This window comes from Paenarthrobacter ureafaciens, from assembly GCF_004028095.1.
GTDB classification, from domain to species: Bacteria; Actinomycetota; Actinomycetes; order Actinomycetales; family Micrococcaceae; genus Arthrobacter; species Arthrobacter ureafaciens.
In genome coordinates this window covers 376,564-393,281 of record NZ_SBHM01000006.1, presented here as the reverse complement: position 1 = coordinate 393,281, position 16,718 = coordinate 376,564, and the positions used below count along the sequence as shown (strand labels likewise).

Below are 16,718 nucleotides of genomic sequence, written 5' to 3'. Positions count from 1 at the left end.
GATCAAGCCTCCGAATACGGAATGAAAGCGGACACACGGAATCCGCCGCCCTGCTGCGGGCCGACGGACAAAGAACCATCGTAGAGGGCTATGCGTTCGCCCATCCCCGGAAGGCCGTTGCCGCCTCCCGGCACGGGCGGATCGGCTGCGGCGCCCCGGCCGTCGTCACTGATATCAATCTCCAGTCCGCGGTTTTGCCACGTCAACACCAAGGTTGCGGTGGCGCTGGGGCCTGCGTGCTTAATGACATTGGTCAGGGCTTCCTGGATGGTCCTGTAGGCGGTCAGTTCGGCACCGGCGGGCAACTGCCGGCGCGGTGTTCCGTTCTGTTCGAAGGACACCTGCAGGCCGGCCGCCCTGAAGCCGAGGAGCAGCTCGTCCAGGTCCGAAAGGCGCGGTTGCGGACGAGTGGGGGAGCCGTCGTCGGAACGGAGCACACCAAGGAGCCGCCGCATCTCGGCGAGCGAGTCGCGGCCAGTAGCGGCGATGGTGGCCAGCGCTTCGGTGGCGAGTTCGGGTTTCGTCGCTGCCGCATACCTGGCTCCGTCCGCCTGCGTGATGATCACGGACAGTGAATGGGCAACGATGTCATGCATTTCCCGCGCGATGTGGGAACGCTCATCGGCAGCTGCCAGCTGGCGCTCCTGGTTGTGCTCGATCTCCAGGCGGCGGGTCCTGTCCTCCAACGCCTGCAGTTGCAGCCGCCGCACGCGCGTCAGGTCGCCCAAGGTCCAACTCACCAGCACCAGCATCCAGATCAGTACGGTGTACAAGGCTCCGATGGTAAGGCCCAGGATGCCTGAAGCTGCCGACCCCGAATACTCGCGGGTGGTCAGCATCACGCCTCCCAGCAGCCCCAGCAGCAGCACGACGCGGCTGGCCCACGCCGGTCCGTAGGCCGCGGTCGCATAGATCACCAGCGGCACCGCTATCTGCCCCGCCACCGGCTCGGCCCCCGCCGCCCATTGGACAAGGCAGACCAGAACCACGACGCCCGCCGCCACCTCCGGGCGGGTCCGTCGCCACGCGAGGGGCAACAGGAGGCAGCACGACAACAGGAAGAGGAAGGGTCGTCCGGCGAGCAGATACACAGGGCCGAAGAGGAGGACGAGGATGATGGCGGCAGTGAGGTCCACTGTGAAGCGGTTGGTGCGGAACCATTCGTATATCGCGTGCCTTCTATCCACTCCATGACTCTAAGTGCTGCGCCGGGCCGCACACATCATGCCGTGGTCTGACATCGCGGCTGTTCAAGAAGTGAGACGATTTTGACCAGCATGTGGATTGCTTGGCTAGATAGACCTATGAATGCATCGTCCATCAATCTCGCTGTCATCCCCGGCGACGGCATCGGCCCCGAGGTCATCGCCGAAGCCGTCAAGGTTCTGGAAAAGGCTCTTGCCGCCGAAGGCGTCACCCTTGAGCAGACCCATTACAAACTGGGCGCCCAGCACTGGCTTGAAACAGGAGAGACCCTCCCGGACGAAGTACTCGACGATCTTCGGACACGAGACGCAATCCTTTTCGGCGCCGTCGGTGCAGCCCCGGGGGACACCCGCATTCCCTCAGGCATCATCGAACGCGAAATGCTGCTCAAGCTGCGCTTCAGCCTGGACCACTATGTCAACCTGCGGCCCTCGCGTCTCTACAGCTCCGTGGGCAGTCCGCTGGCCAACCCCGGCGAGATCGACTTCATTGTGGTTCGTGAAGGAACAGAGGGACCGTACGTCGGCAACGGCGGAACCTTGCGCGGCGGAACCGCGCATGAGGTAGCCACCGAAGTGTCGCTGAACACCGCCCATGGGGTGGAGCGGGTGGTCCGTGATGCCTTCCGTCGTGCGAGCGCGCGTCCCCGAAAGCACGTGACATTGGTCCACAAGCACAACGTCCTGGTCTACGCGGGCCACCTCTGGAAGCGCACTGTGGAAGCCGTGGCCAAGGAGTTCCCCGAGGTCACGCATGACTACCTGCACATCGATGCCGCCACGATCTTCATGGTCACGGACCCGTCCCGCTTCGACGTCATCGTCACGGACAACCTGTTCGGCGACATCCTGACCGACCTCGCAGCTGCCGTCACCGGCGGTATCGGCCTGGCGGCATCAGGCAACATCAACATGGACCGCACCGCACCGTCCATGTTCGAACCCGTCCACGGCTCGGCCCCGGACATCGCAGGCCAGCAGAAGGCTGATCCCACTGCTGCGATCCTGTCCGCAGTGCTGTTGTTGGAGCACCTCGGCTACACCGGGGCAGCCCGCAAGATCGAAGCGGCAGTGATTGCCGACGTCGAAGCCCGCACCGGCGAGCCGCGCAGCACCGCTGCGATCGGCGACGCCATTGCGGCAGCACTTTAGGCCCAATACTCAGGCGTAAGCTTGTCTTGAATTATTTACCTGCTTCCCTGGTCCATCGCTGAACCACCCCTTTTGGGGGCCGCGGTTCGCACTGCCAGGTAGCTGACTGTGGAGGAAACATGACTCAGACTGCCCATGGCGTCGAATTCAGCCAGCAGCTTTCGGCCAACCCGAAATCTGCTGAGGAGCGTGCAGCCATCCTGGCAAACCCGGGATTTGGCGACTACTTCACCGACCACACCGCCGTCGTCGACTACAAGGTCGACGCCGAAGGCAATGGCGGTTGGCACAACGCCCGCATTGAACCGTACGGCCCCATCATGCTGGATCCCTCAGCTGCCGTGCTCCACTACGGACAGGAAATCTTCGAAGGGCTCAAGGCGTACCGCCACGCCGACGGTTCGGTCTGGACGTTCCGCCCCGAGGCCAACGCCGCGCGCCTGAACAAGTCCGCCCGCCGCCTGGCCCTGCCCGAGCTGCCTGAGGAGTACTTCCTCGGGGCCATCCGCGAGCTGGTCCAGGCGGACAAGGACTGGGTGCCCTCCGGAGACGGGGAAGCGCTGTACCTGCGTCCGTTCATGATCGCCACGGAGGCTTTCCTGGGTGTCCGGGCAGCCCGTGAGGTCTCCTTCCGCGTGATCGCCTCCCCGGCCGGCAACTACTTCGGCGGGGAGCTGAAGCCGGTGTCGATCTGGATTTCCCGTGAGTACGCCCGCGCCGGCCGTGGCGGAACCGGTTCGGCCAAGTGCGGCGGCAACTACGCTGCCTCATTGATCGCGCAGCAGGAAGCCGAAGCGAACGGGTGCAAGCAGGTATTGTTCCTGGACCACTTCAACGACGACGCCGTGGAAGAACTTGGCGGCATGAACGTCTTCTTCGTGTTCAAGGACGGTTCGCTGGCCACTCCGGCCCTGAGCGGCACCATCCTCGAAGGCGTCACCCGTTCCTCGGTGATCCAGGTGGCGAAGGACATGGGCCGCGAGGTCTCAGAGCGGAAGATCACCCTTGACGAGTGGCGCGACGGTGTTGCTTCCGGCGAGATCACCGAAGTCTTTGCCTGCGGCACCGCAGCCGTGATCACCCCGATCGGTGTCCTCAAGGACGCCACCGAGTTCATCGGTTCCGAGGACGCCAAAGCGGGCGAGACCACCATGGCCATCCGCGAACAGCTCCTGGGAATCCAGACCGGCAAGGTCGAAGACCGCCACGGCTGGCTGACCCGCCTGGTCTAGCAGGTACTGCCGGTACTACCGGTACGGCCGGAATTACGACGACGGCCCCCGCTTGAGGTGACAACGCCTCGCCACGGCGGGGGCCGCCGTCGTCCCCGCGTTCCTCTGTCACGTCCCGACGGTTTTCCCGCGTTCCTCTGTCACCTCCCGACGGATTTTCCCGCGTTCCTCTGTCGCGTCCCGGATGCGAAGATGGACGGGTGACTTCCACTGACCCGGCTTCGACTGACCAGCCCTCCACGCACCCGGCGCCATCCCCGTTGACCCGGAGCAGCGAACTGACGCGCTTCAGGCTGGCGCCCAACCCGGGTCCGATGAGCCTGGACGGAACCAACTCGTACGTGATTGCCGCTGAGGGTTCCGGGCACGTGGCGATCGTTGACCCCGGTCCCGAGGACGAGGAGCACCTGGCAGCGCTTGCAGCTGCGGGCGTTGTGGACGTTGTCCTGATCACTCACCGGCACGCCGACCACACCGAGGCATCGGCACGCTTCCATGAGCTGACAGGCGCGCCGGTCCGCGCGGCCCTTCCCGAGCATTGCCACGGGGGCGAGCCCCTCAGTGATGGCGAGGTCATTTACGGCGGCGGTGTGGAAATCAGGGTCATCGCTACTCCCGGACACACCTCGGATTCACTTTGTTTCCACTTGCCGACGGATGGTCCCACGGGCTCGGTACTTACCGGCGACACCATCCTCGGTCGCGGCACCACCGTCCTGGACTACCCGGACGGCCGGCTGGGGGAGTACCTTGCCAGCCTGGATCGGCTTGAAGCACTGGGCCCGGCCACGCTGCTCCCGGCGCATGGCCCGGTCCTGCCGGCGCTGGACGAGAAATGCCGTGAATACCGGGACCATCGGGAACAGCGCCTGGCGCAGATCAGGGCTGCCCTGATCCAAGTAGGCGGGTCCGCTACCGTCGCCGAGGTCACCGACGTGGTTTACGCCGACGTCGATCCGTCCGTCAGGTGGGCGGCCGAGACCTCCGTTGCTGCGCAGCTGGACTATCTGCGCAGCTGAGCCTGCCCTGACCTGCCGGATCCGGCTGCCCCGGACGGTAGGCTTGTGCCCATGCGTATCGCCCGGTTTGTAGTAGATTCTGATCCCCTTTACGGCGTCGTCGACGGCGAGCCCGGCAGTGAGGAAATTACTGTCATCAACGGCGACCCGTTCTTCAACGGCGTCGAACGTACCCACGTCAAGCACAAGCTTGAAGACGTAAGGCTCCTGGCACCGATCATCCCGCGCAGCAAAGTCATCGGCGTGGGCCGCAACTTCGCCGAGCACGCAGCCGAACTTGGCAACGAAGTTCCCCAGCACCCGCTGCTGTTCCTCAAGCCCAACACCGCCGTGATCGGCCCCAACGATCCGATCGTGCTTCCGGAGTTTTCCGAGGAAGTTTCCTTCGAAGCCGAGCTGTGCGTCGTGATCGGCCGTATTTGCAAGGATGTACCGGAGGAACGCGCAGAGGACGTTATCTTCGGCTACACCTGCGGCAATGACCTTACGGCCCGCGACGTCCAGAAGACCGACCTCCAGTGGGCGAGGGCCAAGGGCTTTGACACTTCCGCTCCGCTGGGTCCATGGATCGAGACCGAACTGGATCCGGACGACCTCGCAGTCCAGGCCCGCCTCAACGGTGAACTCCGGCAGGACGGCAACACCACACAAATGATCCGCGGCGTGCGTGAGCTGGTTTCCATCGTTTCGCAGGCGTTCACACTCCTCCCCGGCGACGTCATCATGACCGGCACGCCCGCGGGGGTCGGCCTCATCTCCGAGGGCGACCGCATCGAGGTCGAGGTCGAAGGCATTGGCCGCTTGTCCAACCCGGTGGTCCGCCGCTAGGCGACCACCACCGTAGGTGGCCACCTCCTGATGGAAGGCCCGACGGCGGCACGCGGCTGTCGTCGTCGGGCGCTTCCTGGCGGGAAACCAGGGCGTCGGCAAGCGGTAAAGTTGGAAGCACTATGACTACTGCTTCTGCGTCGACCCCTGCCTCCAGCGCCATCCCCGCCGTCAATGCCGAGACCCCCGTCCGGGTCCGTTTTTGCCCGTCGCCCACCGGAACGCCCCACGTGGGGCTGATCAGGACGGCCCTCTTCAACTGGGCCTATGCGCGCCACACCGGCGGCAAGCTGATCTTCCGCATCGAGGACACGGACTCAGCCCGTGACAGCGAAGAAAGCTACCACCAGCTGTTGGATGCGCTGAAGTGGCTGGGCATCAACTGGGACGAGGGCGTTGAGGTTGGCGGCCCACACGAGCCGTACCGGCAGTCGCAGCGTGGCGGGATCTACCAGGATGTCATCGCCAAGCTCAAGGCCGGGGGACACGTCTATGAGTCCTACTCCACTCCGGAGGAAATCGAAGCACGCCACCGGGCTGCAGGGCGCGATCCAAAGCTCGGGTATGACGGCTTCGACCGCCACCACACCGAGGAACAGCTGGCCCAGTTCAAGGCGGAGGGCCGTGACGCTGTCCTGCGCTTGAGGATGCCGGACGAGGACATCACCTTTACCGACCTCGTCCGTGGCGAGATCACTTTCAAGGCTGGATCAGTTCCCGACTTTGCTGTGGTGCGGGCCAACGGGGCGCCGCTGTACACCCTGGTCAACCCCGTGGACGACGCACTGATGGGCATCACCCATGTCCTTCGCGGCGAGGACCTCCTTAGCTCGACACCGCGCCAGATCGCCCTGTACCGCGCCCTCTACGCCATTGGGGTGGCAGAGTACATGCCGGAGTTCGGCCACCTTCCGTACGTCATGGGCCAGGGCAACAAGAAGCTTTCCAAGCGCGATCCCGAATCCAGCCTGTTCCTGCACCGCGAACGTGGCTTCATTCCTGAAGGACTCCTGAACTACCTGTCCTTGCTGGGCTGGTCGTTGAGCGCGGACGAGGACATCTTCACGGTGGAACAGCTCGTGGCGAACTTCGACATCCACGACGTCCTGGGCAACCCTGCCCGGTTCGACCTCAAGAAGGCCGAGGCCATCAACGGAACGCACGTGCGCATGCTGGCTCCCGAGGTGTTCGAAGAGCGGCTGGTTCCGTATCTGCGGGCTGCCGGTTTCGTAGGCGAGATCCTGACGCCCAGGCAGGAAGAGATTCTGAGGGAAGCAGCCCCCTTGGTCCAGGAACGTATCGCCCTGCTGGGCGAAGCTCCCGAGATGCTCGCCTTCCTTTTCAAGGCGGACGACGCAATCGACATCGCCGACGACGCCCGGAAGGGCCTTCCGGCCAACCTCGAGGAAGTCCTCGACGCAGCGCTTGCGGCCCTTGAGCCCATCCAGGAGTGGACCGCGGAAAACATCCAGACCGCGTTGAAGCAGGCGTTGGTCGAGGACCTTGGCATCAAGCCGCGTGCAGCCTTCGGTCCTGTGCGCACAGCCATTTCCGGGCGTCGGATCTCGCCGCCGTTGTTCGAGTCCATGGTGATCCTCGGCAAGGATTCCTCACTGGCACGCGTCCGGGCTTTCCGGGGCTAGCAGGGGGCTGACATGGCAATCTCACGTTCCTTCGGCACCATTCGCGGTGTGCTTTTTGACATCGATGACACCCTGGTGGACCTTGAGTACGCCATGACCACGGCCCTGCGCGAGGTCAGCGAACATCTCCTGCCCGGCCTGGACCAGGCCGGGTGGGCGAAGTTCGGCCGGATATTCACTCACGAAACCACGCACTTCTACGACCGGTACCTGGCCGGCGAACTAACCTTCAATGAACAGCGGCTGCTCCGGGGCCGGGCCGCCCTGGGTCATTTCGGGGTGGAACTGGACGAGGGCGAGGCATCGCAGGCCTGGGTAGCTGACTATCATCAGCGCCAGGTTGCCTATGTCCGCGCTTTTTCCGACGTCGCGGGTGTTCTGGACGCCCTGGATGCTGCGGGTGTCCCTTACGGCGCGGTGAGCAACAATGTCCACGATTACCAGCGCGCCAAGCTCGACGGTGCCGGGCTCGATCGCATCAAGATCCTGGTGGGGACGGACACGGTAGGCGCCGCCAAGCCTGAGCCGGCGATTTATCTTGAGGGCGTGCGCCTGCTGGGCAGCACGCCGGGGGAGACCCTGTACGTCGGAGACAACAGGCTGCTCGACGCCGAAGGTGCGACGGCCGCCGGCCTGGTGGGCGTATGGCTCAACCGCACCGGGGAAGTGGTGGAAGACTTTGCCGGACGGCAGGTGGACTCTCTGTCTGCGCTGCTGCTCCAGGCGCCTGCCTTGGAGCCCAACTCGTTGTGACGCAGCTAACGCCTCCGCGATTTGTGCAGGTGAAAAGACTCGGGTAGAGTAATTACTCGTGCTGAGGGGCACGGAGGGAAAATCCAAGGGAAACCGAGGATTGGAGGTCCGGCCCGAAAGTCACTTTGGGATATGGTGTAATTGGCAACACTACGGTTTCTGGTACCGTCATTCTAGGTTCGAGTCCTGGTATCCCAGCTCTGGAATTCATTACGAAAGTATTGAAAAACGCAGAGAATTCAAATCGTTTAGACGATTTGGAAACAAGCTGAATGTATGAAATACTCATTCAGCTTGATCGCCGGAAACGGGGATAATAGTGCAAGGCCCCATCGTATAGCGGCCTAGTACGCCGCCCTCTCACGGCGGTAACGCGGGTTCGAATCCCGCTGGGGTCACCACCGAATTCCCCCGGAACATGGTTCCGGGGGAATTCTTTTTTCCACAACGCACCCTGCTTGCAAGGATGGCAGCCTTCGGGGCTGGCATGATGAAGCAGTGACCGCAGATCAAGAACCCACCTCACCGAGCGCCCTCCCGGCAGGGTCTGCGACGGAGGGACCCGCGGACACCCTCGAGGCAGCCCGGAACGAACTCGCAGTCATGACGCTGCCACTCGCGCTTTCCGACGCCGACGAGGGGCGCCGCTGGATCACGGCAGCCCTCGCGCAACTGGACGATTACGTCCTTCCCCGCTACCGCAGCCTGGACGCGCCGCTTCTCGCCGTCGTCGGCGGTTCCACCGGTGCCGGCAAATCGACGCTCGTTAACGCGCTGGTGGGGTATCCCGTGACACGGTCAGGGGCAATCCGGCCCACAACCCGGCAACCCATCCTGCTGCACCACCCGGCGGATGCTGCGTGGTTCGAAGGCAGCCGGATCCTCCCAGGCCTCGAGCGCATTCGCGGCACTGTGGCCGCACACCCGGTCCCCGCCAGCCAGGCAGGGGCAACCCCGGACGCCTCCGCGATGACTTCCTTGGTACTGCTGGAGCAAGAGCAGGTGCCCCAAGGCGTGGCCCTGCTCGATGCCCCCGATGTCGATTCGATTTCCGATGAGAACCGCCGGCTCGCAGGCCAGTTGCTCGCGGCGGCGGACCTTTGGGTGTTTGTCACCACCGCAAACAGATATGCCGACGCCGTACCTTGGCGTTTGCTGCTGGACGCGGCTTCCCGGGACATCACCGTGGCGGTGGTGTTGGACCGCGTACCGCCCGAGGCGGAAGCGGTGGTCCGCGAAGACCTGCAGGCCATGCTGACCGCCCAAGGACTGGGCGGGGCCATGTTGTTCGTGATCCACGAATCCCCGCTGGATGCCATGGGGATGCTTCCCGCCGGCTCGGTGGATTCGCTGCGCAGCTGGCTCCAGGGATTGGCTGCGGATGCCGGTGAGCGGAGTGCGGTTGCCCGCCGGACCCTCAACGGCGCCGTCAAAGCCGTGGGAACCAGGATGGAGGCCATCGCTGACTTTGCCGATGCCCAGGAAGCCGCTGCCCGCGAACTCCGCGAGGGCGCCGTGGCGGAGTATTCGGAAGCTCTAAAGCGGATTCTCGACGCCACCAAGGATGGCGCGCTGCTCCGGGGTGAGGTCCTGGCCAGGTGGCAGGACTTTGTTGGCACGGGTGAATTCTTCCGTGCCGTGGAGCAAAACGTGGGCAGGATCAGGGATCGCATCGGAGCCTATTTCCGCGGGGAGCCGGCCCCGGCGGTGAAAGTGGAGACAGCCATTGAGACGGGCCTTCAAGCAGTCATCCTTGATGAGGCGGCGAACGCCGCGGAAAACGTGGACCGGCGGTGGAGATCGCAGCCTGCCGGCCGCCAGCTGCTGGGAACCGACGATCTTGCCGGGACTTCGCCGGATTTCGATGTCCGCGCCGCAGCGGCAATCCGGAAATGGCAGGAAGGGCTCATGGAACTGATCCGTGAGCAGGGTCAGGGAAAGCGGACCCAGGCCCGGTGGCTTTCCTTTGGCATCAACGGACTCGGGGCGGCGCTGATGGTGGTGGTCTTTTCCATGACGGCCGGATTGAGCGGGCTTGAGATCGGCATCGCCGGCGGTACCGCAGTGGTGGGTCAGAGGCTGCTTGAAGCGGTGTTCGGCGAGGACGCCGTCCGTCGCCTGGCACATCAGGCAAGGGAGGATTTGCACGTGCATTGCCAGCGGCTCCTGGATAGTGAGCGGGCGCGTTTCCTCGACCGGCTGGACGACGCCCGGCCGATCAGCGGAAGAAGTTTGCGCCAGCACGCGCGCACACTGCGCCGTTTGGCGGGATCAGCATGAGCCGGCACAGCCTTGTGCGGGAATCCTCAGCCCTGCAGACGCGCCTGGAAGCGCTGAACACAGCCAGGGAATTGGCCGAAGGGGTTTTGCCGGGGTCCGCCTTGCAAGCCGTCCTCGAGGTCTTGGAGAGGGCAACGTCACGGCGTTCACTGTCCGCCGGGCACACTGTTGTGGGTTTCTTCGGTGCGACCGGCAGCGGTAAGTCCTCGCTGTTCAACGCAGTTTCCGCCAGCAGCCTCGCCACGGCGGCAGCACGAAGGCCCACCACCTCGGCCCCCCTTGCCGGCATCTGGGGCGTGGACGGCAGCGGCCCGCTCCTTGATTGGCTGGGTGTTCAGGAGCGGCACAGCCTCCCCTCCGTGCCGGGACTGGCGGATGACAGTACGGGACTGATCCTGCTGGACCTGCCCGACTTCGACTCCACCAAGGTGGAAAACCGTCAACTGGTGCAGCGCCTGGCCGGGATGGTCGACGTCCTGGTGTGGGTGCTGGACCCGCAGAAATACGCCGACGCCGCGGTCCATAATGATTTCCTGCGTCCCATGGCGTCCCATGGTTCGGTCACGCTGGTGGTCCTGAACCAACTGGACAAACTCAACCCGGACGACGCCGCGCTGGTCATCGAGTCGCTGCGCGGAATCCTTGCGAGGGACGGGTTGCCGGGAGTTCCCGTGATGGGTGCCTCCGCGCTGACCGGCGACGGCGTTGTCACGGTCCGCGGGGCCATCAAGGACGTCGTGGTGCGAAGGGAAGCTGCAACGCGGCGTCTCTCCGCCGACGTTTCGGCCGCTGCGGCCGGGCTTCGCCAGGTGTCGGGAACAGGCGAGGCCCGCGGGATCTCTGATGGCGCGACCAAGACTCTGGCCAAGGAGCTGGCCATCGCGGCCAATGTTCCCGTGGTGGTGGATGCAGTGGCCCGTTCGTTCAAGCGCGAGTCGGCCCGGCGCACAGGCTGGCCGGTGACGCGTTGGTTGTTGCGTTTCCGTCCGGATCCATTGCGTCGGCTGAACCTGGGCAGAACAGACACCAAAGCCGAACTGAACCGCACATCGTTGCCGCCGGCCGGAGCTCCTGAACGTGCCAGGACGGATGCTGCGGTGCGGAACTTTGCCGATGACGTCTCGGAAGGAGCGCCCGGCCCATGGCGGGCTGCCATCCGCAGTGCGGCGCGCGAGGGCCGTGAGCAGTTGCCCGATGCGCTGGACCAGGCCATCGCCACAACGGACCTCAAAGCCTCCACACGTCCCCTGTGGTGGGGGATATTCAACGCGCTGCAGTGGCTCGCGTTCCTGCTGGCCCTTGGTGGGCTTGGTTGGTTGGGCGTCCTGGCGGTGCTCGGCTATTTCCAGATGCCTGTCCCTGAGGTGCCGCGTACGGAAGGATGGCCTTGGCCGACCCTGATGGTCGCCGGGGGAGTGGTGCTGGGACTCGTCCTGGCTGTGGCCGGCCGTGTACTTGGGGGCTGGGCTGCCCGCATCCGTGCCCGCGGCGTTGCCCGACGACTCAATTCCGCTGTGGCCGAGGTAGCAGGCCAACGCATTGTGGAACCCGTCAAGGCCGGGATCGGGAAGCTGAAATCGTTCAACGCGGCGCTGAAGGCAGCCCTGAAGAGCTGATTGAACCTAGGGGGCGGCGGCGGCGTCCCGGACTTTGATCAGCGTCCGGAGGTTACGGGTGGTGGTCGTCGCTTTATAGCGGGCCTTGGCGGACAACTTGCTGAAGGGGCTGTCCAAGGTGCCCCCTGCCGGAGCCAGCCACGAGGACGCCTCTGGTCCCAGCCGGGTCTGCTCGACGCCGCCAAGGGCCTCACCCGCGTCGAAGAGTTCGTCCAGCATGGCATCGTCCGAGGCGAGGGTGACGTAGCTGTGGGTGGACTTGTCATCCGCGGGGTAGGGGCAAGCCTCCACCAACTCGGCCACGCGGGCAGCGGTCAGGACCACCACCCACGCATCGTAGCCAAAGGACTCGCGCAGGCATTCCTCGAACCGGGACTTCACCTCGGCAGGGCCAAGTTCGCTTTGCAGTACCACGTTGCCGCTGGCCAGCACGGTCTTGACCTTGGTGAAGGGGTAGTCCTTCAATGCAGCCTTGAGGTCAGCCATCTTGATGTTGATGCCACCGACATTGATTCCGCGAAGAAACACTGCATAGTTCTCCATGGCCGTCCTTGGTTAGTCGTTGTTCTTCCGGAGCGCCTCGGTCAGCACCCTGGCTGCATTGCAGACTACCTCGGCGTGCAGGCGGCCGGGTTGGCGGGTGAGGCGCTCAATCGGGCCCGAGATGGACACTGCGGCAATGACGCGGCCGGAAGGACCCCGTACCGGCGCGGAAACCGAGGCAACCCCCGGCTCGCGCTCGCCGAGGCTCTGGCCCCAGCCCCGGCGTCGTACTCCTGCCAGGACGGTGGGCGTGAACCGTGCGTTCTGCAGGCCTTCCAGGAGACGGTCGTGGTCTTCCCACGCGAGGAGCACCTGCGCGGCGGACCCGGCCTTCATGGACAATTGGGTGCCTACGGGAATGGTGTCGCGCAAACCTATGGGCCGCTCGGCGGAGGCGACGCAGACACGCCAGTCTCCCTGGCGGCGGAAGATCTGGGCGCTCTCGCCCGTGGCATCGCGCAATTGGATCAGCACGGGTCCGGCAGAAGCGATGAGCCGGTCCTCGCCCGCTGCGGAGGCCAGTTCCACGAGGCGGCTGCCCAGGACGAACCGCCCTTGGATGTCCCGGCTGACCAACCGGTGGTGGACCAAGGCAAGCGCGAGCCGGTGAACGGTCGGCCTGGCCAGTCCGGTGGCCGCTACCAGCTGGGCCAGCGTGGTGGGCCCGGCCTCGAGGGCGTCCAGTACCTGGGCCGCTTTATCAATGACACCGACTCCACTAGAATTGTCCATGTAATGATATTGCCGTCTCAATATCTGAGATGCAAGTTGTTTCGCTGGCCTACTTTGCAGCCGTGCTGCTTGAGTGGGTGTAGATCAATCAACAGTTTCGAAGGGAGCAGGCCGTGGGAAAGACACTGGCCGAGAAAGTCTGGGACGCGCACGTGGTGCGCAAGGGTGAAGGCGAAGGAGCCAATGCCCAGCCAGACCTTCTTTTCATTGACCTGCACCTGGTTCACGAGGTCACCTCGCCACAGGCATTCGAAGGCCTGCGGCTGGCCGGCCGCAAGCTGCGCCGCGTTGACCTCACCATTGCCACCGAGGACCACAACACGCCGACCTTGGACATCGACAAGCCGATCGCGGACCTGACCAGCCGCACGCAGATTGAAACCCTCCGCGCCAACTGTAAGGAGTTCGGTGTCCGCCTGCACTCCCTCGGTGACAAGGAACAGGGCATTGTTCACGTCGTTGGACCGCAGCTCGGTTTGACCCAGCCCGGCATGACAGTGGTCTGTGGTGACTCGCACACCTCAACCCATGGCGCATTCGGCGCGCTGGCAATGGGCATCGGCACTTCGGAAGTCGAACACGTCATGGCAACCCAGACGTTGTCCTTGAAGCCCTTCAAGACCATGGCCATCAACGTCGAGGGCACGCTCCGCCCGGGGGTCACGGCCAAGGACATCATCCTGGCCGTCATCGCCAAGATCGGCACCGGCGGCGGCCAGGGCTACGTCCTGGAGTACCGCGGATCGGCCATCCGTGCCTTGTCCATGGATGCCCGCATGACGATCTGCAACATGTCCATCGAGGCCGGAGCCCGTGCCGGTATGGTGGCCCCGGACCAGACCACCTACGACTACATGCAGGGACGCCCCCACGCGCCCCAGGGCGCCGACTGGGACGCCGCCGTCGAATACTGGAACACGCTGCATACCGACGACGACGCGACGTTCGACGTCGAGGTGGACCTGGACGCCAACACCCTTGAGCCGTTCGTGACCTGGGGTACCAACCCGGGCCAGGGCGTTTCCCTCTCGGCCAAGGTGCCGTCCCCGGAGGATTTCGGTGATGAGAACGCCAAGCTGGCCGCCGAACGTGCACTGACCTACATGGGCCTGGAAGCCGGAACTCCCATGAAGGACATCAGGGTGGACACTGTCTTCCTGGGTTCCTGCACCAACTCCCGCATCGAGGACCTGCGCGCCGCGGCAGATATCATCCGTGGCCGCGAAAAGGACCCGAACGTCCGCATGCTCGTGGTCCCGGGTTCCGCCCGCGTCCGCCTCGAAGCCGAGGCAGAGGGGCTGGACAAGGTCTTCAAGGACTTCGGTGCCGAGTGGCGTTTTGCCGGATGCTCCATGTGCCTGGGCATGAACCCGGACCAGTTGGAGCCGGGAGAGCGCTGCGCGTCCACGTCAAACCGCAACTTCGAAGGCCGCCAGGGCAAGGGTGGCCGCACGCACTTGGTTTCACCCGTGGTTGCCGCAGCTACCGCCGTGCGCGGCACTCTGAGCTCGCCGTCGGATCTTGAATCCGCCCCCGCCGCCACGCTGACCGGAACCGCAGTCTAGGAGGATCCCATGGAAAAATTCACCACCCACACCGGAATCGGCGTTCCGCTGCGCCAGAGCAACGTGGATACGGACCAGATCATCCCGGCTGTCTACCTCAAGCGCATCACCCGTACCGGCTTTGAGGACGCCCTGTTTGCCGCGTGGCGCAAGGATGAATCGTTCATCCTCAACCAGGCCCCGTTCAACGCAGGTTCCGTCCTGGTGGCGGGACCGGACTTCGGCACGGGTTCCTCGCGTGAACATGCCGTGTGGGCCCTGAAGGACTATGGCTTCAAGGCTGTCCTGTCCTCCCGTTTTGCCGACATCTTCCGGGGCAACTCGGGCAAGCAGGGGCTCCTGGCGGCCGAGGTTGCCCAGGATGACATCGAGCTCATCTGGAAGGTGCTGGAGAACAATCCCGGTGCCGAGGTCAAGGTGGACCTCGTGTCCAAGACCGTCGAATGCGGCAATGTGGTTGCCCCGTTCGAGATTGACGATTACACGCGTTGGCGGCTCCTGGAAGGCCTCGACGACATCGGGCTCACCCTGCAGCACGAGGCGGACATCACTGCCTACGAGGCCACCCGGCCATCTTTCAAGCCGACGACGCTTCCTGCCAGGAGCTGAATTAGCAGACGCATAAAGGGGCAACATACGCCCATCGAAAAAGACCGGAAGTCCCTTTCACCAGGGCCTCCGGTCTTTTTTCGCAGGGAGCCCGGGGCCATGCGATGAACCCGGCGCGCGGGGGCTGCATTTCGGTTAGGTAACGCGAGCTTCTATGCTTAGCAGGAGCCTTTGAAAGTATTGGGGGGCGAGTAGTCGTGAGGAAACCGGTATAGATGAGTAGTGTTCTGACAATCCGCGGTGGCGTCCCTTTGACCGGACGAGTAACCGTTCGGGGGGCCAAGAACCTTGTACCCAAAGCCATGGTTGCGGCACTGCTGGGCAGTGAACCTTCCGTGCTGCGGAACGTGCCGGAAATCAAGGACGTCGAGGTTGTCACCAGCCTCCTGCAGCTCCATGGCGTGACGGTGGTGAAAGACCCGGCGACGGGAGACCTGACGTTGGACCCCAAGGACGCCAAGACCGCGTCCAGCACCGCCATTGACGCCCACGCAGGCGATTCCAGGATCCCGATCCTGCTTTGCGGGCCGTTGATCCACGCGATCGGCGAGGCCTTCATCCCGGACCTGGGCGGCTGCAAGATCGGGGACCGCCCCATCGACTACCACTTGAACGTGCTTCGCCAGTTCGGTGCCGTGGTGGAGAAGCGTCCCGGCGGCATCCACATTTCGGCACCGAACGGACTCCACGGCGCCAAGATTTCCCTGCCGTATCCTTCCGTGGGTGCTACCGAGCAGGTTCTCCTCAGCGCTACCCGCGCGGAAGGAATCACCGAGCTCTCCGGCGCAGCAACGGAGCCCGAGGTGGTTGACCTCATTGCCGTGCTCCAAAAGATGGGCGCGATCATCAGTGTCCAGACGGACCGCACCATCAGGATTGAAGGCGTCAAGGACCTCGGCGGCTATAACCACCGGGCCCTGGCAGACCGCAACGAATCCGCTTCCTGGGCCTCGGCCGCGCTGGTCACGCGGGGTGACATCTTCGTTGAAGGTGCATCCCAACGCGACATGATGACGTTCCTGAACACGTACCGGAAGGTGGGCGGCGGGATGGACATCGGCGACGACGGCATCCGTTTCTACCACCCCGGCGGAAAACTGACGCCGTTGGTGCTGGAAACCGACGTACACCCCGGGTTCATGACGGACTGGCAGCAGCCCCTGGTGGTTGCCCTGACGCAGGCCGAAGGTGTGTCGATCGTGCACGAAACCGTGTACGAGAACCGCTTTGGCTTTACCGATGCCTTGGCGCGCATGGGGGCGAATATCCAAGTCCACCGCGAATGCCTTGGCAGTGTTCCGTGCCGGTTCGGCCAGCGGAACTTCCTGCACTCCGCCGTGATTTCCGGCCCCACTCCGCTCCGCGGCACCGAAATTGACATCCCCGATCTCCGCGGCGGTTTCAGCCACCTGATCGCCGCCCTGGCAGCAACCGGTACCTCGCGGGTCACCGGCATCGATATCATCAACCGTGGCTACGAGCGCTTCACTGAGAAGCTCGCGGGCCTTGGTGCCGATTTCGACATCACCACTACCAAGTAG

The 16,718-nt window shown here is 64.3% G+C and carries 14 protein-coding genes and 2 tRNA genes; 13 read left to right on the top strand and 3 right to left on the bottom strand.

Annotated features, from left to right (window positions below; translation table 11 throughout):
• Positions 1-2 precede the first annotated feature (2 nt).
• Positions 3-1,187 carry a sensor histidine kinase gene (locus AUR_RS02920; RefSeq protein ID WP_062097084.1) on the bottom strand — a complete coding sequence of 395 codons (1,185 nt, stop codon included), beginning with the start codon at positions 1,185-1,187 and terminating at the stop codon, positions 3-5.
• A gap of 117 nt (positions 1,188-1,304) precedes the next feature.
• Between AUR_RS02920 and AUR_RS02915 the strand changes: the two genes are divergently transcribed.
• The 10 genes from AUR_RS02915 (at position 1,305) to AUR_RS02870 (ending at position 11,728) form a co-directional block, all read left to right on the top strand.
• Entirely contained in the window at positions 1,305-2,357 is a 1,053-nt protein-coding gene (locus tag AUR_RS02915; RefSeq protein ID WP_021470913.1) for a 3-isopropylmalate dehydrogenase, read from the top strand.
• 119 nt (positions 2,358-2,476) lie between these two features.
• Complete coding sequence (locus AUR_RS02910; protein WP_021470912.1) at positions 2,477-3,589, top strand: branched-chain amino acid aminotransferase; 1,113 nt, start codon at positions 2,477-2,479, stop codon at positions 3,587-3,589.
• Positions 3,590-3,789: 200 nt separating this feature from the next.
• A complete protein-coding gene (locus tag AUR_RS02905; protein ID WP_062097082.1) occupies positions 3,790-4,608 on the top strand; it encodes an MBL fold metallo-hydrolase in 819 nt (272 codons plus the stop codon).
• A gap of 51 nt (positions 4,609-4,659) precedes the next feature.
• Positions 4,660-5,436, top strand: a complete 777-nt coding sequence (locus tag AUR_RS02900) for a fumarylacetoacetate hydrolase family protein (protein WP_021470910.1) — start codon at positions 4,660-4,662, stop codon at positions 5,434-5,436.
• 122 nt (positions 5,437-5,558) lie between these two features.
• The gene (gene gltX / locus AUR_RS02895) at positions 5,559-7,079 is read left to right on the top strand and encodes a glutamate--tRNA ligase (protein WP_021470909.1); all 1,521 of its coding nucleotides are present in this window, start codon (positions 5,559-5,561) and stop codon (positions 7,077-7,079) included.
• A 12-nt stretch (positions 7,080-7,091) separates the two neighbouring features.
• On the top strand, positions 7,092-7,832 hold the full coding sequence (locus tag AUR_RS02890; protein WP_021470908.1) for an HAD family hydrolase: 741 nt from the start codon (positions 7,092-7,094) through the stop codon (positions 7,830-7,832).
• 126 nt (positions 7,833-7,958) lie between these two features.
• A tRNA-Gln gene (locus AUR_RS02885) sits at positions 7,959-8,030 on the top strand.
• A 127-nt stretch (positions 8,031-8,157) separates the two neighbouring features.
• Positions 8,158-8,233, top strand: a tRNA-Glu gene (locus AUR_RS02880).
• 202 nt (positions 8,234-8,435) lie between these two features.
• Positions 8,436-10,112 carry a dynamin family protein gene (locus tag AUR_RS02875; RefSeq protein ID WP_082694405.1) on the top strand — a complete coding sequence of 559 codons (1,677 nt, stop codon included), beginning with the start codon at positions 8,436-8,438 and terminating at the stop codon, positions 10,110-10,112.
• The gene (locus AUR_RS02870; protein ID WP_062097078.1) at positions 10,109-11,728 is read left to right on the top strand and encodes a GTPase; all 1,620 of its coding nucleotides are present in this window, start codon (positions 10,109-10,111) and stop codon (positions 11,726-11,728) included. Before AUR_RS02875 ends, AUR_RS02870 begins: the two co-directional genes overlap by 4 nt.
• Before the next feature lie 6 nt (positions 11,729-11,734).
• On the opposite strand, the gene AUR_RS02865 is transcribed toward AUR_RS02870, so the two are convergent.
• Positions 11,735-12,271, bottom strand: coding sequence for a DUF1697 domain-containing protein (locus tag AUR_RS02865; protein WP_062097076.1), 537 nt, complete (start codon positions 12,269-12,271; stop codon positions 11,735-11,737).
• Between the two features lie 12 nt (positions 12,272-12,283).
• Complete coding sequence (locus AUR_RS02860) at positions 12,284-13,003, bottom strand: IclR family transcriptional regulator (RefSeq protein ID WP_014922101.1); 720 nt, start codon at positions 13,001-13,003, stop codon at positions 12,284-12,286.
• Positions 13,004-13,116: 113 nt separating this feature from the next.
• Between AUR_RS02860 and leuC the strand changes: the two genes are divergently transcribed.
• The 3 genes from leuC to murA all read left to right on the top strand — a co-directional run bounded on the left by leuC (position 13,117) and on the right by murA (position 16,718).
• Positions 13,117-14,568 (top strand): 3-isopropylmalate dehydratase large subunit, encoded by a 1,452-nt coding sequence (gene leuC, locus AUR_RS02855; RefSeq protein ID WP_021470835.1) that lies wholly within the window; start codon positions 13,117-13,119, stop codon positions 14,566-14,568.
• A 9-nt stretch (positions 14,569-14,577) separates the two neighbouring features.
• Positions 14,578-15,177, top strand: coding sequence for a 3-isopropylmalate dehydratase small subunit (gene leuD, locus AUR_RS02850; RefSeq protein WP_021470834.1), 600 nt, complete (start codon positions 14,578-14,580; stop codon positions 15,175-15,177).
• 215 nt (positions 15,178-15,392) lie between these two features.
• Positions 15,393-16,718: a UDP-N-acetylglucosamine 1-carboxyvinyltransferase gene (gene murA / locus AUR_RS02845; RefSeq protein ID WP_021470833.1), complete on the top strand. Its 1,326-nt coding sequence runs from the start codon at positions 15,393-15,395 to the stop codon at positions 16,716-16,718.